At 53.3% G+C, this 16,635-nt stretch carries 26 protein-coding genes; 4 read left to right on the forward strand and 22 right to left on the reverse strand.

Annotation, left to right across the window (positions count from 1 at the left end):
* Window positions 1-45: 45 nt before the first annotated feature.
* The 7 genes from rplQ to rplO form a co-directional block, all read right to left on the reverse strand.
* Complete coding sequence (rplQ, locus tag MWU61_RS18140; RefSeq protein ID WP_247129882.1) at window positions 46-459, reverse strand: 50S ribosomal protein L17; 414 nt, start codon at window positions 457-459, stop codon at window positions 46-48.
* 139 nt (window positions 460-598) lie between these two features.
* Window positions 599-1,615, reverse strand: a complete 1,017-nt coding sequence (locus MWU61_RS18145) for a DNA-directed RNA polymerase subunit alpha (protein ID WP_247129883.1) — start codon at window positions 1,613-1,615, stop codon at window positions 599-601.
* A 109-nt stretch (window positions 1,616-1,724) separates the two neighbouring features.
* Window positions 1,725-2,114 carry a 30S ribosomal protein S11 gene (rpsK, locus tag MWU61_RS18150; protein ID WP_247129884.1) on the reverse strand — a complete coding sequence of 130 codons (390 nt, stop codon included), beginning with the start codon at window positions 2,112-2,114 and terminating at the stop codon, window positions 1,725-1,727.
* A 15-nt stretch (window positions 2,115-2,129) separates the two neighbouring features.
* A complete protein-coding gene (gene rpsM, locus MWU61_RS18155; RefSeq protein WP_247129885.1) occupies window positions 2,130-2,498 on the reverse strand; it encodes a 30S ribosomal protein S13 in 369 nt (122 codons plus the stop codon).
* 349 nt (window positions 2,499-2,847) lie between these two features.
* Window positions 2,848-3,429 carry an adenylate kinase gene (locus MWU61_RS18160; protein WP_247129886.1) on the reverse strand — a complete coding sequence of 194 codons (582 nt, stop codon included), beginning with the start codon at window positions 3,427-3,429 and terminating at the stop codon, window positions 2,848-2,850.
* Window positions 3,426-4,787 (reverse strand): preprotein translocase subunit SecY, encoded by a 1,362-nt coding sequence (gene secY, locus MWU61_RS18165; protein WP_247129887.1) that lies wholly within the window; start codon window positions 4,785-4,787, stop codon window positions 3,426-3,428. The genes MWU61_RS18160 and secY overlap by 4 nt, the downstream gene beginning before the upstream one ends.
* Window positions 4,788-4,891: 104 nt before the next feature.
* A complete protein-coding gene (gene rplO, locus MWU61_RS18170) occupies window positions 4,892-5,374 on the reverse strand; it encodes a 50S ribosomal protein L15 (protein ID WP_247129888.1) in 483 nt (160 codons plus the stop codon).
* Between the two features lie 299 nt (window positions 5,375-5,673).
* Here rplO and MWU61_RS18175 point away from each other — a divergent pair, with 299 nt between their 5' ends.
* The 3 genes from MWU61_RS18175 (at window position 5,674) to MWU61_RS18185 (ending at window position 8,269) form a co-directional block, all read left to right on the forward strand.
* Window positions 5,674-6,648 carry a YHYH protein gene (locus MWU61_RS18175; RefSeq protein ID WP_247129889.1) on the forward strand — a complete coding sequence of 325 codons (975 nt, stop codon included), beginning with the start codon at window positions 5,674-5,676 and terminating at the stop codon, window positions 6,646-6,648.
* Window positions 6,649-6,863: 215 nt separating this feature from the next.
* Window positions 6,864-7,487 (forward strand): PEP-CTERM sorting domain-containing protein, encoded by a 624-nt coding sequence (locus MWU61_RS18180; protein ID WP_247129890.1) that lies wholly within the window; start codon window positions 6,864-6,866, stop codon window positions 7,485-7,487.
* Between the two features lie 323 nt (window positions 7,488-7,810).
* Complete coding sequence (locus MWU61_RS18185; RefSeq protein ID WP_247129891.1) at window positions 7,811-8,269, forward strand: hypothetical protein; 459 nt, start codon at window positions 7,811-7,813, stop codon at window positions 8,267-8,269.
* Between the two features lie 234 nt (window positions 8,270-8,503).
* Here MWU61_RS18185 and rpmD read toward each other — a convergent pair whose 3' ends face one another.
* The 11 genes from rpmD to rpmC form a co-directional block, all read right to left on the reverse strand.
* Window positions 8,504-8,692, reverse strand: a complete 189-nt coding sequence (gene rpmD, locus MWU61_RS18190) for a 50S ribosomal protein L30 (protein ID WP_247129892.1) — start codon at window positions 8,690-8,692, stop codon at window positions 8,504-8,506.
* A 3-nt stretch (window positions 8,693-8,695) separates the two neighbouring features.
* Window positions 8,696-9,280 carry a 30S ribosomal protein S5 gene (gene rpsE / locus MWU61_RS18195; RefSeq protein ID WP_247129893.1) on the reverse strand — a complete coding sequence of 195 codons (585 nt, stop codon included), beginning with the start codon at window positions 9,278-9,280 and terminating at the stop codon, window positions 8,696-8,698.
* 119 nt (window positions 9,281-9,399) lie between these two features.
* Window positions 9,400-9,765, reverse strand: a complete 366-nt coding sequence (gene rplR, locus MWU61_RS18200) for a 50S ribosomal protein L18 (RefSeq protein ID WP_247129894.1) — start codon at window positions 9,763-9,765, stop codon at window positions 9,400-9,402.
* Window positions 9,766-9,776: 11 nt separating this feature from the next.
* Window positions 9,777-10,310 carry a 50S ribosomal protein L6 gene (gene rplF, locus MWU61_RS18205; RefSeq protein WP_247129895.1) on the reverse strand — a complete coding sequence of 178 codons (534 nt, stop codon included), beginning with the start codon at window positions 10,308-10,310 and terminating at the stop codon, window positions 9,777-9,779.
* 10 nt (window positions 10,311-10,320) lie between these two features.
* Complete coding sequence (rpsH, locus tag MWU61_RS18210) at window positions 10,321-10,713, reverse strand: 30S ribosomal protein S8 (protein WP_247129896.1); 393 nt, start codon at window positions 10,711-10,713, stop codon at window positions 10,321-10,323.
* A 13-nt stretch (window positions 10,714-10,726) separates the two neighbouring features.
* Window positions 10,727-11,032, reverse strand: coding sequence for a 30S ribosomal protein S14 (gene rpsN / locus MWU61_RS18215; RefSeq protein WP_247129897.1), 306 nt, complete (start codon window positions 11,030-11,032; stop codon window positions 10,727-10,729).
* A gap of 20 nt (window positions 11,033-11,052) precedes the next feature.
* Window positions 11,053-11,616, reverse strand: coding sequence for a 50S ribosomal protein L5 (gene rplE, locus MWU61_RS18220; RefSeq protein ID WP_247129898.1), 564 nt, complete (start codon window positions 11,614-11,616; stop codon window positions 11,053-11,055).
* Window positions 11,616-11,921, reverse strand: coding sequence for a 50S ribosomal protein L24 (gene rplX / locus MWU61_RS18225; protein ID WP_247129899.1), 306 nt, complete (start codon window positions 11,919-11,921; stop codon window positions 11,616-11,618). The genes rplE and rplX overlap by 1 nt, the downstream gene beginning before the upstream one ends.
* 2 nt (window positions 11,922-11,923) lie before the next feature.
* On the reverse strand, window positions 11,924-12,292 hold the full coding sequence (gene rplN, locus MWU61_RS18230) for a 50S ribosomal protein L14 (RefSeq protein ID WP_183524614.1): 369 nt from the start codon (window positions 12,290-12,292) through the stop codon (window positions 11,924-11,926).
* Between the two features lie 80 nt (window positions 12,293-12,372).
* On the reverse strand, window positions 12,373-12,603 hold the full coding sequence (gene rpsQ, locus MWU61_RS18235) for a 30S ribosomal protein S17 (RefSeq protein ID WP_247129900.1): 231 nt from the start codon (window positions 12,601-12,603) through the stop codon (window positions 12,373-12,375).
* A gap of 3 nt (window positions 12,604-12,606) precedes the next feature.
* Window positions 12,607-12,813 carry a 50S ribosomal protein L29 gene (rpmC, locus tag MWU61_RS18240; RefSeq protein ID WP_247129901.1) on the reverse strand — a complete coding sequence of 69 codons (207 nt, stop codon included), beginning with the start codon at window positions 12,811-12,813 and terminating at the stop codon, window positions 12,607-12,609.
* A 261-nt stretch (window positions 12,814-13,074) separates the two neighbouring features.
* On the opposite strand from rpmC, the gene MWU61_RS18245 reads away from it, so the two are divergent.
* On the forward strand, window positions 13,075-13,692 hold the full coding sequence (locus tag MWU61_RS18245; protein ID WP_247129902.1) for a TIGR02466 family protein: 618 nt from the start codon (window positions 13,075-13,077) through the stop codon (window positions 13,690-13,692).
* Here MWU61_RS18245 and MWU61_RS18250 read toward each other — a convergent pair.
* The 4 genes from MWU61_RS18250 to MWU61_RS18265 all read right to left on the reverse strand — a co-directional run bounded on the left by MWU61_RS18250 (window position 13,673) and on the right by MWU61_RS18265 (window position 16,243).
* Window positions 13,673-14,083 carry a hypothetical protein gene (locus tag MWU61_RS18250; protein ID WP_247129903.1) on the reverse strand — a complete coding sequence of 137 codons (411 nt, stop codon included), beginning with the start codon at window positions 14,081-14,083 and terminating at the stop codon, window positions 13,673-13,675. The two genes, MWU61_RS18245 and MWU61_RS18250, sit on opposite strands and share 20 nt — an antisense overlap.
* Before the next feature lie 89 nt (window positions 14,084-14,172).
* Window positions 14,173-14,349, reverse strand: a complete 177-nt coding sequence (locus tag MWU61_RS18255) for a hypothetical protein (protein WP_247129904.1) — start codon at window positions 14,347-14,349, stop codon at window positions 14,173-14,175.
* Window positions 14,350-14,439: 90 nt separating this feature from the next.
* Complete coding sequence (locus MWU61_RS18260; protein WP_247129905.1) at window positions 14,440-15,165, reverse strand: hypothetical protein; 726 nt, start codon at window positions 15,163-15,165, stop codon at window positions 14,440-14,442.
* Between the two features lie 112 nt (window positions 15,166-15,277).
* Window positions 15,278-16,243 carry a glycosyltransferase 61 family protein gene (locus MWU61_RS18265; RefSeq protein WP_247129906.1) on the reverse strand — a complete coding sequence of 322 codons (966 nt, stop codon included), beginning with the start codon at window positions 16,241-16,243 and terminating at the stop codon, window positions 15,278-15,280.
* Window positions 16,244-16,635: the final 392 nt, after the last annotated feature.

The following is a 16,635-nucleotide window of genomic DNA, read 5'->3' on the forward strand; positions in this document are numbered from 1 at the left end:
CCGCGCGGGATGCACGGGGCTTTTCCGAATACTTAGCCAATTGGCTTACTCTGCGTCGGACTCTGCCAGACGTGCCTTGTCAGCTGCGCCTTTTGCATCAACGTCGCGGTCTACGAATTCGATGATCGCCATTGGCGCCATGTCACCGTAGCGGAAGCCCGCTTTCATCACACGCACGTAACCACCTTGGCGGTCTTTGTAGCGTGGGCCGAGGATTTCGAACAAACGTGCTGTGTGCATTTCTTGCTTCAGCTGTGCGTTTGCCTGACGACGTGCGTGCAGGTCGCCGCGCTTTGCGAGCGTGACGAGCTTTTCGATCACGCGCTTCAATTCTTTAGCTTTTGGCAGTGTTGTTTTGATCTGCTCGTGCTCGATCAAAGAACCAGCCATGTTTGCGAACATCGCTTTGCGGTGCTCGTGTGTACGGTTCAGTTTACGGTAACCATGTCCGTGGCGCATGTCAGTCTCCTAAAGTGCTTTATGCTTTGTACGGCAAGGGATGCGTGTCCCCCACTCTGTTGGGGCGTGATTGCCCATATTTTCCCGGTCATTGCCGGCATTGTCGTGAAAGGGCGGGTCCGAAAACCCGCCCAATATCTTAGAACTGATCTTCGAATTTCTTCGCAAGATCTTCGATGTTGTCTGGTGGCCAATCCTCAACGTCCATGCCGAGGTGCAGCCCCATGCCGGACAGGACTTCTTTGATCTCATTCAAAGATTTCCGACCGAAGTTTGGTGTGCGCAGCATTTCAGCTTCGGTTTTCTGGATCAGATCACCGATGTAAACGATGTTGTCGTTCTTCAGGCAGTTCGCAGAACGAACAGACAGTTCCAACTCGTCAACCTTCTTAAGAAGCAGCGGGTTGAACTCAAGACCGTCATCGTCTGCACCAGCTTGTGCTGATTCAGGCTCGTCGAAGTTGACGAAGATGGACAGCTGGTCCTGCAGAATGCGGGCCGCGTAAGCGACAGCATCGTCAGGTGTCAAAGACCCATCAGTCTCAACCTTCATCGTCAGTTTATCATAGTCCAGAACCTGACCTTCACGGGTAGGCTGCACGTCATATGACACTTTCTTTACCGGCGAATAGATCGCGTCGATAGAGATCATGCCGATTGGCGCGTCTTCCGGCTTGTTCTTCTCAGCTGCAACATAGCCCTTACCGGTATTCACGGTCAGTTCCATGTACAGATCAGCGCCATCGTCGAGGTGACAGATGATGTGATCTTTGTTCAGCACTTCGATGCCGTTGGTTTCAGAGATGTCACCAGCAGTGACAACACCTGGACCTTTGGCTTGTACTGACAAACGCTTAGGGCCTTCGACGTCCATACGGATCGCCACACCTTTGAGGTTAAGCACGATGTCAGTTACGTCTTCACGTACACCGGACACAGAGCTAAACTCGTGCAGAACGTTGTCGATCTGTACGGCAGTGATGGCAGCACCTTGAAGGGATGACATCAGAATACGACGCAGGGCGTTGCCCAGTGTCAGACCAAAACCGCGCTCAAGCGGTTCGGCAATTACAGTGGCTTGGCGTGCTGGGTCATTACCCGGCTTCACTTCCAGCTGTGTTGGCTTGATTAATTCAGCCCAGTTCTTGTGGATCATGTGTCCCTCCATTCCAGTCTGCCTTTCATGATCAAAAGGCAAACGCCCGAGGTTTCAAAATGACGGAATGGGGCCGTGCAAATGCACAGCCCCATCACGGGTAATTCGCTTAGACGCGGCGGCGCTTTGGTGGGCGGCAGCCGTTGTGTGCCATTGGTGTCACGTCACGGATAGATGTGATGTTGAAACCGATAGCAGCCAGAGCGCGCAATGCGGACTCACGGCCAGAACCTGGACCTTGCACTTCAACTTCCAGTGTTTTCACACCGTGGTCTTGTGCTTTTTTGCCCGCATCTTCAGCAGCCATCTGAGCCGCGTAAGGTGTGGACTTCCGTGAGCCTTTAAAGCCCATTGTACCAGCGGACGACCATGAAATGGCGTTGCCCTGTACGTCGGAGATCAGGATTTTTGTGTTGTTGAACGAAGAGTTCACGTGAGCAACGCCAGCGGCGATGTTCTTGGAGACCTTCTTCTTGGTGCGTTTAGCTTCGCGTGCCATGATATCAGCCCTCCCTTATTTCTTCTTACCAGCAATGGCCTTTGCAGGGCCTTTGCGAGTACGCGCGTTTGTAGATGTACGCTGACCGCGCACAGGAAGGTTACGACGGTGACGCAGGCCACGGTAGCAACCGAGGTCCATCAGACGCTTCACGTTCATCTGAACTTCGCGGCGCAGGTCGCCTTCAACAGTCAGGTTTTCGTCGATGTATTCACGGACTTTCAAGACTTCTGCGTCAGACAGTTCGTTCACACGACGTGTGTGATCGATACCGATCGCGTCGCAGATCTGAACAGCTGTAGTAGAGCCGATTCCGGTGATGTAGGTCAGTGCGATTGGAACGCGCTTTCCTGTAGGGATGTTTACGCCAGCAATACGTGCCACGTGCATTTCCTTTACGTTGCGGGTCCGTGGTTCCAGACCCTTTTTTCACAACGGAAGCCCGGACCTAAAGGCGCCGGGCTGCGTCATATCGAGGTAGCTTGCGATCATCGGGTGCGACCCATTTCTCGCAAAATGATTCTCATAAGAGATGGGGGTGTTTAGGAGTGTTTCGGTAGGGGGTCAAGTGGTCATAGACGCACTATTCAAACGTGACTTGAGACAATAGACGCATCCGCGACTTTTCGGCCTCACAGCCTACCAAAGCACTGCTAGCGGAGCGATTACTCCACCGCGGACCAACGCAGAATGTGCAAGCCAGCACAAAATCGCAACGGTCACCACCAACCTATTAGGTCGCAAGCGCTGCCTTGATGCTTCCAGCCACGTCTTCCATTGACGCCAGCCCATCGACAGACTTCAAATCACCCTTGGCATAGTAATACCCGATCAGCGGTGAAGTCTGCTTGTAGTAGGCCATCAGGCGGATCTTCAGGCTTTCTTCGTTGTCGTCTGCACGGGCGGTACCACCCGCAGCCACGGCTTCCGCCGCACGACCAAGGATACGCTGCACAAGCACATCTTCGTTTACTTCCAGCTCGATCACGTGATCCAGCGCCTCGTCCATCTCTGCCAGCAGTTCACCCAGCGCATCGGCCTGTGCCAATGTCCGTGGGAAGCCATCAAAGATAAAACCGTTCGCGTCTTTCTGAACTTCCAGCTGTTCGCGAATCAAACCAATCACGATCTCGTCCGTCACAAGGTTGCCAGCGTCCATAACGGCAGCAACCTTTTTGCCCATCTCGGTGCCCGATGTCTTTGCTGCGCGCAGCATGTCACCGGTGCTGAGTTGAACCATATTCCGCTCTTTGACCAAGATGGAGGCTTGTGTTCCTTTGCCCGCTCCTGGCGGTCCAAGCAGAATAATATTCATCGGCGTGACGGTCCCTTACGTTTTGCTCCACCGCGTTTACCACGGAGTTGCGATTTTTCAATCAGACCTTCGTACTGATGTGCAAGAAGGTGCGACTGGATTTGCTGGATCGTGTCCATACCAACAGACACAATGATCAAGATCGACGTGCCGCCAAAGTAGAACGGGATGGACAGTTGCGAACGAATGATCTCTGGCATCAGGGCAACCAAAGCAAGGTAACCGGAACCCAGAACCAGAATACGGTTCACAACGTAATCTAGGTAATCAGCGGTCTTTTTACCGGGACGAATACCGGGGACAAAACCGTTTTGGTTCTTCAAGTTCTCGGCAACTTCTTCCGTCTTGAACGCAACTTCCTTGGTGTAGAAATACGTGAAGAAGATGATCATCGCTGAGAAGAAGATCAGGTAAAGCGGCTGACCGGGGCCAAAGTAGGCCAGAATGGTCGACATCACTGGGTTCGTTGATCCGCCAGAGAACGTGCTGATCGTTGTAGGCAGCAACAGCAATGCGGATGCAAAGATCGCTGGCATAACGCCTGCAGGGTTCACTTTGATCGGCAAGTGAGAAGACGAGCTATCGTAGACCTTCATACCGCGCTGTTGGCGCGGGTACTGGATGTGAATTTTACGCAGGCTGCGTTCCATGAACACAACAAACGTCAGAACCGCGATCACCATCAGGATAACACCGACGATCACAACAGGGCTGATCGCACCGGACCGGCCTTGTGACAGGAACTGCGCAAGCGCTGCTGGAACCTCGGCAATGATGCCGACGAAGATGATCAAGGAAATACCATTACCGATGCCACGTGCGGTGATTTGCTCACCCAGCCACATCAGGAACATCGTCCCGCCAACAATCGTAATGATGCACGACGCTTGGAAGAACAGGCCCGGATTGGACGCAAGCCCACCAGCCTCGAGCGACGCGGCAAGACCAAAGGCCTGTGCTGTCGCCACGATCACGGTCAGGTAACGCGTGTATTGGTTAATCTTGCGACGCCCCTGCTCACCCTCTTTTTTGAGGTTTTTCAGCGGCTCATACATTGTGGACAGCAACTGAATCACAATGGATGCAGAGATGTACGGCATGATCCCGAGGGCAAAAATACCCATGCGGGACAGCGCACCACCGGTGAACATCGACAGGATGCCACCGATACCGGCTTGGGCGTCCTCCATAAAGGAACGAAGGGCAGCACCATCAATACCGGGAACCGGAATGAATGTGCCAAGACGGTAAACGATCAAAAGGCCAAGTGTGAACAGGATACGCTGGCGCAACTCAGTTGCTTTGCCGAACGCCCCCCAGCTCATGTTGGATGCCATTTGCTCTGCTGCGGATGCCATATGGGTCTCTTCTCATGAAAAACGCCGCCACGGTTTCCCGAGTGGCGGCGTTTGGGAAAACTTGAGTTTGGTATGTAAGCGACCAATTGGCCGCTCACAAGGTCTTACTCAGCCGCTACTTTCGCAGGGGCAGTTGTTGTGAGCTTTCCGCCCACCTTTTCAACTGCTTCAACCGCACCTTTTGATGCGCCGTGAACAGCGATGTTGGCTTTTGCGGTGAATTCACCTTTGGCCAGAACGCGGATACCGTCCTTTTTGCGACGTACCAGACCGGATGCGATCAGCGCATCTTCGGTGATGTCCGCTTTGACGTCGATTTTGCCAGCGTCGATGAATTTCTGGATCAGACCAAGGTTCACAACTGCGTATGTCTTGGCATTGATGTTGTTAAAGCCACGCTTTGGAAGACGTTGGTAGATCGGCATCTGACCGCCTTCGAAGCCTTTGATGGCTACACCGGAACGGGATTTCTGACCTTTAATACCACGGCCACCCATCTTACCTTTGCCAGAACCTGGACCACGGCCGATGCGTTTTTTGCGTGATGTTGCGCCCGGGTTGTCGGACAGTTCGTTCAACTTAAACATTGTCGCTTCTCCTTTTGCCGGAGGACCCCGTCCAGCGACGGAAATGGGGCACACGGCGTTTCAAATAGATCGGATTCGGGAACCCGACTGGGGGCGTATAGACGGGTGCGCTGCATGGATCAAGTGGGCGGGTAAATCAAAAATTCACAGTACGTGAAAGCAGAAGGAAACCCGTACGACATGAACGCGGCTCAAATCTTTTTACAATATTGAAATTACGGCGACGGAAACGGGAAACGCCAACGTAGAACAGGATATGCCCAAACGATTTACCCAGCCAAGTGATGATCGGATTTCTCATGAAAACTCTCCCCTACCTTGCCGCCGCAATGCTGATAGCGACTTCAGCCTCGGCAGACACAACCGATGATCGCTTGCATGAGATTGAACATTTCTTCGAAAATGCTGTGGTCTTGAATGAGCCGAAGGTCGTGGATTGCACCTTGTCGGGCGGCACCCAGACAAGCTGCTTTTCGATCACAGTTAAGGCCGAGCCGCAGGATTACACGCCCGGCCCTTGGTGCCCCACGTCGATTAATGACGATGCCAGTGCAGGCGGCATCTGGCTGAACGAAGGCGAGGTGTTGGACGTCGACGGCACATTCATCACGGAACTATCGACGCTATATGGCGATGAGAATTGGCAACTTTTCAATGAGGCAACAGGCGAAGTGAACGTCACGGACACACAAGCTTCTTGCGAAGCAGCCGCCCGTCCGGATGTTGATCCAGAGTACAACAATTTCTGCGTTCAGTGCCTGCCCGAATACATGGATGGCGACGCGAGCATGACTTACATCATTCCTTTAGAACCGCAGCTCAGCGCGCAAACCGTGCAGACCAATACAGCGGGTTCGGGCCTTGCGCACAATGGTGTGCGTCTTGATGGCCCTGCCCCTGTGGATGCCATTCTGTCCGCCTACACAGTTGCGCCCTTTGACGACTGCGGCGGGCACGTGAATACCCATGTAGGCTATCATTATCACGCTGTGACGGACTGTCTTGATCAACCTGCAGCCGACGGAAAAGATGCAGCACAGGTCGGGATCGCGATGGATGGCCATGCGATCTATACTCACTTGCTATCTGACGGGTCTGAGCCGGAGGGGCTCGACGCCTGCAACGGCCATTCGGACGAAAACGGCGTATATCATTACCACGCAGGTGCTGCTGGAACGAATGCGATCCTGTCGTGTCTCAAGGCTGAAGTGGGCTGCGCTTCGGAAGATCCCGACGCTGTTTGTGATGCATCCGCCCGGCGGCCGCGGCCGTAAAACAGCGACCTAAACACAATCAATTGAGCAGCGTTCCCCTACCCCCAGTGGAACGCTGCCAGCGGAAATGACAAGAAATAACGTATATTTTTCGGCAATTTGGCAGTATTGACACTTTTCAGCCCAACAATTGTCGCAGGTCTCTTCTAACACAGACCCCAACGAAGATCGTCACGTGTTCTTGGGACGGTTGTGTCTTGATGTTGGAGACTGTCATGGCAAAGCTAGTTTCATCGCTAATCGCGGCCTTAGTGCTTTCACCGAGCGTGTCTGCTGCAGCAACGTTGCTGTCCATCGACCTGAGCATTGCAAACCAGATCACTGTCGTCGCCGAACCGGGCCTTGCCAACGCAACTGTGTCCGGATCGGACGGCGTAGGTATCTACCTTCCGAATTTCTTTGCGGACGGAAACACAGGGTTCGGGATCAACAACACATCAGGCAATTTTAGCTCGACCAACCAGACATCCGACGGTTCGGCGAACCTATGGAGCTATAACGGCGACACCGGCCTGAACATCTGGTCGTTCGTAAACGGCGGGACCGTCAGTTTTACTGATGGCACACAGGCGTTTACAGGGTCCGCGACATGGAACCTGACGCCCGGCCTCTACGCCGAATTCGTCAACGCCCCCGGCGCTGGTTCCTTGTTCTTCCCTGCGGATAGCGCGAACGACATCGTGGGCCAAACAGCGATCGGTGAATTCACAACATCCAACGCAGTCCCAGCCCCTGTACCGGTGCCAGCATCTGTGCTTTTGCTTGGGTCGGTCCTGTTGGGATTGGGGCTATTCGGACGTCGCCGCAAGCAATCAGACGGCATGCTGCTGCCGGCATAAGCGCACCCAAATTCCGAAAAATCAGCCTGTGATTCACGTGCACAACCCGTGCACAATGCGTGCACCGCCGTGTCGACGCGTAACCGCCCAAAATGACCGGGCGCGCCATAACGCTGGAACGCCCTCCGCTTTAGCAATTTTCAAGCGCTAATGTATATCGCAACCCGTTGCCTGTTGTCCAAAGCGGACCTTATGGTCCTACGCCGAATTACCGCAAAGCGGACTTTACTGCCGTTCACGGCAAAGACCTCAATGTCTCAAATCAATTTTCTAAAGTTGTTGATCAGCGCCGCTGATGGTAATTCATTAAAGTGATGAAGAACATGTCCATTAGCTACTTCGACGGCAACGACGCGACCAAACTTGGGTCACGCGTGGTTCATCCTGAGCAACCGGAGAGCAAGCTGCGCCGCGTTGATGGCGAAAACATCTATCTTAGCAAAGCCTCTTCGACAGATTTCAGGCAGAAAATTGAAGCGGAAGTGAAGAGTGGTCGAACCAAATGGGCGCAACTTGTTATAGAAATTGATGACATTTCTTTGGCTTTTTGGCTCCCCGCAGAGTTGGATGCATACTGCGAAGTTTTTGCAACGACACCGTTCCCGACCGCGAGAACACTATTGAAGCGATCACCCGACAGCACTGAGTTGAATAGCCATTGGCTCAGCAGACTACCCAAGAAAGCGAAGTCGGGAAAGTTTAGGGTTCGATTCCTGCGATATGTCGAAACGCGACCAACGGCACTCATCAAGTTCCAAGATTTCTACAGCGATTCCACCTAAAGCCGCCATTAACTGCTTTGCAGAAAAACTTAAGTCTGGGCTCATGGCTGTTATTGGCTGCGAAATTGGGGGGGCAGCATTCGCGACACAAGCCAATGGCGATCGTTGCGCCCCCGTAAATGGCACTGATATCACGCGTGCCCCCTCCCCCTACTCAACCCAAAAACGCCCCGCAGTTTTCTGCGAGGCGTCCTGAATGTCGGTGCAGGGTTTCCCCTGCGTTCGAAGTGAGGCTCAGCCTTTTTCTTCGATGATCTCAACCATGTGAGAGATCTTATTCACCATGCCGCGTACGGAAGGTGTGTCTTCCAGTTCTTTGGTACGGTTCATTTTGTTCAGACCCAGGCCGATCAGCGTTGCGCGCTGTTTGGCGGGACGACGGATTGGAGAACCAATCTGTTTTACAACGATTGTTTTAGCCATGGTTTAGGCCTCCTCAGTTGCAGCAGCTTCAGCCGCTGGTGCGTCATCACGCTTTGGCAGGATGTCGGCAACCTTTTTGCCACGACGCTGTGCGACGTTGCGTGGGGATTGCTCGGACTTCAGGCCGTTAATTGTAGCGCGGATCATGTTGTATGGGTTCGCAGAGCCGATGGACTTGGACACAACGTCCTGAACACCCAGCATTTCGAACACAGCACGCATTGGACCACCAGCAATAATACCAGTACCAACTGGGGCTGTCCGCATCACAACTTTACCAGCGCCGTGGCGACCGTTTGTGTCGTGGTGCAATGTGCGGCCGTCTTTGAGCGCTACGCGGATCATCTGACGCTTCGCTTGCTCAGTGGCTTTGCGGATCGCTTCAGGAACTTCCTTCGCTTTACCCTTACCAAAGCCGACGCGGCCTTTTTGGTCGCCAACAACTACGAGTGCGGCGAAGCCAAAGCGCTTACCACCCTTAACAGTTTTGGAAACACGGTTGATTGCGACCAGACGGTCAGCAAACTCTGGTGCTTGTTCTTCACGGTTGCGACGGTTGCCGCCCCGGTTGTTTTCACGTTCTGCCATGAATGCAGTCCTTATTCAGGTAGCGCGCTTTGCGCCTATTAATCTCAATCGCAGTGACGCGTGATGCGTCCCCGATTATCGAGGCGGCCTGAACGCTGTCCAAGCCGCCTACTGTTCGTTTAGATCTTCAGACCGCCTTCACGGGCAGCGTCTGCCAGTGCCTTGATCTTACCGTGGAAGAGGAAACCACCACGATCGAAGAATGCAACTTCAACACCAGCTTTTTTAGCACGCTCGGCAATAGCCGCGCCCACTTTTTGAGCTGCTTCGATGTTGTTCTTGCCGTAAAAACCCAGGTCCTTTTCGAGCGAAGAAGCGGACGCGATTGTAACGCCGTTTACATCGTCGATCAGCTGGACGCTGATGTTTTTGTTGGAGCGGTGCACAGACAACCGAGGGCGACCCTGGTTGGCAGTAACTTTCCGCAGCTTGTTCCGAACGCGCAAGCGGCGCTTCAAGAACAGAGTTCTTTTTGAATTTGCCATTGTTACCGTCCTTACTTCTTCTTGCCTTCTTTGCGGAAGATGTACTCGTCCTTGTACTTGATACCCTTGCCTTTATATGGCTCGGGCTTACGCCAAGCGCGGATGTTCGCCGCGACCTGACCTACAAGCTGTTGGTCGATACCTTCCACAGTGATCTCAGTCGGCTTTGCAGCTGTGACTGTGATCCCATCGGGCACTTCAAAGTTGACGTCGTGTGAGTAACCAAGCGCCAGTTTCAGGGTTTTGCCCTGCATCTGTGCACGGTAACCAACACCGTTGATTTCAAGTTCTTTCTTGAAACCTTCGGTAACGCCGGTGGCCAAGTTCGCGATCATTGTGCGGGTCATGCCCCACTGCTGACGCGCGCGCTTGGATTTACCACGTGGTTCAACGGAAACGGACTGGCCGTCTACTGTGATTGTCACGTCGTCTGATGCTTTAAAGCTGCGGGTCCCTTTCGGGCCTTTCACTTCGATGGTTTGACCGGATACGGACGCAGAAACGCCGGATGCCAGTTCAACCGCTTTTTTACCAATACGAGACATCGTGTTCTCCTTAGAATACGGTGCAGAGCACTTCGCCGCCAACGTTGGCCGCCCGTGCGCTTGCATCCGTCATCACACCTTTGGAGGTGGAGACAATCGACACACCCAGGCCCTGACGGACTTGTGGGATGTCATTGACGCTCATGTAAACGCGACGACCAGGTTTTGAGACCCGTTTCACTTCACGAATTACAGCTTCGCCTTCGTAGTACTTGAGGCTGATCTCGATTGCCGGATGGCCATCTTTGCCAGTCGTCAGCTCATAGCCGCGAATGTAGCCTTCGTCTGCCAGTACGTTCAGGACAGAAACACGTGCTTTAGAAGCAGGTGATTCAACCGTGGACTTACCGCGAAGTTGGCTGTTGCGGATACGTGTGAGCATATCACCGATAGGATCGTTCATTATCTATGCTCCCTTACCAGCTTGACTTGACCATGCCGGGAATTTCGCCATTGGAACCAAGGTCCCGCAGCGCGATCCGGCTGATCTTGAGCTTACGGTAGTAAGCGTGTGGACGACCTGTCAGCTGGCACCGGTTGTGCAGGCGAACAGCAGACGAGTTGCGTGGCAGTTTCGCGAGTTCAAGTGTTGCCTTGAAACGCTCTTCTACTGGCTTCTCTTTGTCGTTGATGATTGCTTTGAGCGCAGCACGCTTTTCAGCGTACTTAGCGACCAATTTCTCGCGCTTAACTTCGCGAGCGATCATGGATTTCTTAGCCATATCTAAATTCTCCCTACCGCTTAGCTGTTGAAAGGCATGTTGAAGTGCTTCAACAGTGCTTTTGCTTCAGCGTCGTTACCGGCGGTGGTGCAGATTACGATGTCCATGCCCCAGTTTTCGTCAACTTTATCAAAGTTGATTTCTGGGAACACGATGTGCTCTTTCAGGCCAGTGGCGTAGTTGCCGCGACCGTCGAAAGATTTGCCGGATACGCCGCGGAAATCGCGGATACGTGGCATTGCAACTGTGATCAGACGATCAAGGAATTCGTACATCTTGTCACCACGAAGGGTCACTTTTGCACCAAGAGGCATGTCTTCACGAACGCGGAAACCAGCGATGGATTTCTTAGCGCGTGTTGTCATCGCTTTTTGACCGGCGATTGTAGACAGATCTTCTTGAGCCGACTTTGCTTTCTTGCTGTCACGGACAGCTTCTGCACCGCAGCCGATGTTCAGAACAATTTTGTCCAAACGTGGGATCTGCATGTCGTTTTTGTAGCTGAATTCTTCTTTCATCGCAGCACGGATCGTGTCGACGTAAGCAGTTTTCAAGCGCGGGGTGTAGTTTGCGTTATCAAGCATTAGATCGCATCCCCTGTTGTTTTCGCAAAACGAACTTTCGCTTCGCCATCCATACGGAAGCCAACGCGTGTTGCTTTGCCATTTGCATCAACAATTGCCAGATTGGACAGGTCGATCGGCATCGCCTTTGGCGTGCGGCCACCCTGAGATGTCTGGGTTTGCTTTGTGTGACGGATCGCCATGTTCACACCATCAACGATGGCTTTGCCGGACTTAGGATCGATGGACGAAATTGTGCCCTTCTGACCTTTGTCTTTACCAGCAAGAACGATGACACTGTCACCTTTACGGAGCTTAGCAGCCATGGTTACAGCACCTCCGGAGCAAGTGAGATGATTTTCATGAAGTTTTTCGCACGCAATTCGCGAACAACTGGCCCAAAGATACGTGTACCTACTGGTTCATTGTTGTTGTTCAGGATCACAGCAGCGTTTTTATCAAAACGAATTGCTGTGCCGTCTGCGCGACGAACTTCTTTTGCGGTGCGTACGACGACGGCCTTACGGACGTCACCTTTCTTTACACGACCACGTGGAATGGCTTCCTTCACCGATACGACGATAATGTCACCGACACTCGCGTAACGACGGTGGGAACCACCCAGAACCTTAATGCACTGAACACGGCGGGCGCCGCTGTTGTCAGCCACATCTAGGTTGGTTTGCATCTGGATCATTTAGATTCTCTCCGACCTATGGGCATAGTCCCGATTTCTGTCCGGGGGCCCAGGGTTTCGTTAATACTGTTGGGTACCGCTTAAGAAGCGATAACTTCCCAGCGTTTCGTTTTTGACTTAGGCGCACATTCTTGAATGCGAACTTGATCACCTACGTTAAAGGTATTCTGCTCATCGTGCGCCCGGTATTTTTTGGACTTACGAATTGTTTTCTGAAGCAATGGGTGCTTGTAGCGGCGCTCAACAGAAACTGTGACTGTTTGGGCGTTCTGGTTGCTTGTCACAACCCCAGTAAGGATACGCTTAGGCATTGATTAAGCCTCCTTGGCAGCGGCTGCTGCTTTTTCGTTCAGAATGGTTTTGACTTTAGCCGCGTTGCGACGTGCAGCGCGGATACCTGATGTGTTTTCCATTTGGCCAGTGGCCTGCTGGAAGCGCAGGTTGAATGATTCTTTTTTCAGATTTGCCAGCTCATCACGAAGCTGGTCGGGGGTCTTTTCCCGCAACTCATTGGCTTTCATGCCATTTTCCTTTGTTTCAAACACTGGGAGGCCGCGCGATATGCGTCACCCCGAATCCAGTGGATTGGGTAGAAGTTGGCCGTATAGGGGGGTTCTGTGAGTCTCGCAACCCCTAACGGCCCTTTGTTTTTAAGGATTTGGCAGGAGTGTGCGATGCCACGCAACATAGCGGATCAATGCCTGCTCGCAATCAGCTTTGCGCCCTGTATATAGACGGACAAATCCCAATTAGATCGCCCGCAGCCGCGTCGAGGACCTCCAATGACCAAAACAACCCCCCTCTTCACCACCCCGCTTTACCGCGCCCCTTTGAATGACCACGGCAAGATTGATCAGGATGAACTGGCCACGTCATGCGATGTGATCGCGAATGATGATGAGGCCGGTCAGGATTGGTGCGAGGCGAATGAGTTTCCCGGCTATACCTCTTACGCCTCGCTTACCGATCTACCTTGGCGTTTTCCGATCTTTAAGGAATTGGTGGCAGCTTTGGATCAGCACGTGGCCGCCTTTGCCAAAGAATGTCATTTCGATTTGGGCGATAAGGAGCTGAAGTTAGAAGACCTGTGGATCAACATTCTGCCTGAGGGTGGCATCCATACCGCTCATATCCATCCGCATTCGGTGATCTCTGGCACAACCTATGTAGCGATGCCCGAAGGCACGTCAGCGATTAAATTCGAAGACCCGCGTCTTGCGATGATGATGGCCGCACCGGGCCGCTTGAAGGACGCACCAGAGGCGTTGAAGCAATTTGTGTACGTGAAGCCCGATGTGGGTGACGTGTTGCTGTGGGAAAGCTGGTTGCGCCACGAAGTGCCGATGAACATGGCCGAAGACGAACGGATCACCGTGTCGTTCAATTATAGCTGGGGGTAGCGGCTGGCGGGTGCCCGTCTGCTACATGGCCGCCTTCAAGCATCTGTAGAATGCCAGCTTCGATGTCTTCCGTCCGATCGACTTTCCATTCGCCCATTGCATAGGGCCCGAAGACGACAATCAGCATACACCCTGTTGTCGTGATGTCGAAAATGGCGCGGTAGACTTTTGCGAGCCTACTGATTTCCGCCGTATGCACCTTGTGAAATGCGATTTGGGGTGGCTTTGCCGCGTGCAGCGCGAGCCCAGACGTGGCTGCCATGAAACAGAAGAACCCGAGCCAAAGCGAAAGCGTTTCGTTCCAACCCGTCCGGATGCCCATGGGAATCGCGGCGGCTGGCGCTGTCGACATGAAGAACAGAGCAACTGCTTTCATCGCTTGCCGTATCATCACAACGCACCTCTTAGACCATCAACCAAGCCCCACGATGCGGGCGCCTGACGGGCAAAGTGTCTTGAGAGTGCGACGAATTGAAGGCGTTACTTGCCCTTCTTCGCGGCCTTTTCATCTTTGGTCAGCTTATTGCCCCAGACGTTGTTGGACAGGCCAAGATCGTCGGGCATCGGTTTGGTCTTGCCTTTGGTGACCTTGCCGCCGTTGTCGAGGAACTGTTTAATCAGGTCTTCGTCAGTCGTTGGCTTGGGAACGTGTTTCATGGCGCGGTCCTTTTTCGTCCAGATTCGGGCGTCAACCGGACCGTGACAGGCTTCGCGCCGCCGCGCCACCCTTTGCCCCTGAAAGACCTACTAACACACGACCAAGGGCGGCGCTATCGCTAGAACGCCCCGCTCATCGAGCGACTGCCGGATACCATCATCCAGATTGCGCATTCCGGTTCCAACATAAAATTCACGCAAGCGCGGTATCCGCAGCAATCCGCGTTGCCACGACAGAATATCGGAATCAGACGAGAGTTTCTCGAGGGAGGGATGCCCATCAAGCGGTCTGATTGACCCAACTTCGCCCCAGCCGAATTTGAGCCGCTTCAGAGAGCGCATGTTTGCGATGAACGCGATGCTGTCCTCTTTTTCAGTCGTCAAAGCGAGTTCCACGAGACCAGTCAACGCAGGTGATGCCAACGGCGCGAGGCTTGGCTTTTCACGCAGACCTTCCATGTGGAGCACATCAAGGTTCGAGAATGCGCTGAGGCCCGTCAGATCATTGACGCCCGTGTTCGAAATATGAAGTTCCAGCAACTGACCCATTTCGGCGATATCGGTGAGATCGACAAAATTTGTCCGGCTGACCATTAGAACCTCAACATGGGACATCGCGTTCAGAACGGTAAAGTCAGCCAGCAGGTTCCCGTCGAGGTCCAGCTGTTTGCACCGTGTGGCCTGACAGGCGGCAACGGCGGCTTCACCTTCGGCATACCGTTGGGCTTCGCGTTCTTCAGTGGTTAATTGACGCGGGGTCGCGTCGCAGCTCGCCAAGATGGACGCAACGATCAAGAGAATGGCAGCAATTTTCAACGGGTGCCCCTTACTTCTTCAACATGAAAGACACGTAAAGGTGTGAACGCAACACGTCGATATCTCAAGAAGAAACCCCTGTGAATTGCTCTGCAGGGGTTCAACTCTTGTTTCAAACGGTCACATCGGCGACTGGTTGAAGATAGGTCTGCTTCTCTGCTCCCGAAGGCACATCTGGCTCAATACCATCAGGCAGGCCCCAGCCGTTTTCCGCGAAAAAGGACCTTGCTGCCGATTCCGAATGGCAAAAGTAGTCGGACGCAATCGCGTCGAACGCAATTTGCTGACCAAGGCGGTGCGCCAAAAGTAATCCGCGTTCCAGTAACGATTGACGCATGGGCCCCAACCGTACCGCACGCAACAAGTGATCCAGCGCACCGTGAAAGTCGCCGCCTGACGCGGCGCAATTTGCGGCCCAAACATGCATGTCCGCTTTGTGGAGCAACCGACCCGCGTAGTCGTCAAGAAGTTCAGCCAAAGCGTCAAAATCCGAAGCGTCGTTCAGAGATCGCCCCTCTTCCATCAATGTTTCAAATTCTACTTCTTCGACATGTTCCAGTAGGCGCGCCCGAAGTTGCTGAACGGCCAGTTCATCTACTTTGAGACCAACAATACTGTTCGTTTTAAAGTCTGGTATTGTCTCCTGATCCGGCCAGTCATGATCAACAACGAAATGTAAATACTTTGCCTTTGATGCCAAGGCCAAAGGGTTAAAATCACCGAACCTGAGCATGATGATCTGCAAGCTTGATAATTCCACGACCAAGCACCCTTCTGGCACATAGAGCATGTTCGTCATGCCTGCGCCATGAACCGAGACGACGATCTCGGCTTGGGACATCAAACGCGCCTGTTCCAATACATTGTGATCCTCGAAATAGACGGTTTCGAAGCCTAGCCCATCGAGCATTTCAATCAGGAGGTCTTCGTTTACAATTCCGCGAAGGCGTCCGGCCTGCCTACGCCGGACATATAAACGCCGCGGCTTTGCGTGTGCTGCCTGATCATCCGCCGTTTCTTGCACCCGCGCGACCACGCGGTCCCGCAACATCCGCAACGGCTGTGCATAGCTATTCATCGTCAGCGTCTTGTGGCTTTGTCGGTCAAGGTCCCGGTCTCGCCAGAGCCAACTTTTGCGACACAGGTCCCCGATCGACGGCATTTGGTCGTCGTGGGTTTGAAAATACAAGAATTTTGAGTCCAAAACGACGAGTGCTTTTGACAGTCGGATATCTGCATATTGAAGCGCAACACGAGACGCGAGTTCCGGGAAAAGTGACAGCACTTGGTCCTTTACGAAATCTCCCTGCCGTTTCGTTGCCGTGTGGATAATGATTAACCTGGACCTGTCGCGCTTTCGTGCCGCCCCAAGTGCTCGTTTATGCCGCTTTCCGTTCGAAAGCGACGGGGCTTTTCCAGCCCAGTGCTGAGTGTCGGCGGCGCGGATTGTAGAAGCCATTGATATATTCG

The organism is Loktanella sp. F6476L (genome assembly GCF_023015725.1).
Classification (GTDB): domain Bacteria; phylum Pseudomonadota; class Alphaproteobacteria; order Rhodobacterales; family Rhodobacteraceae; genus Yoonia.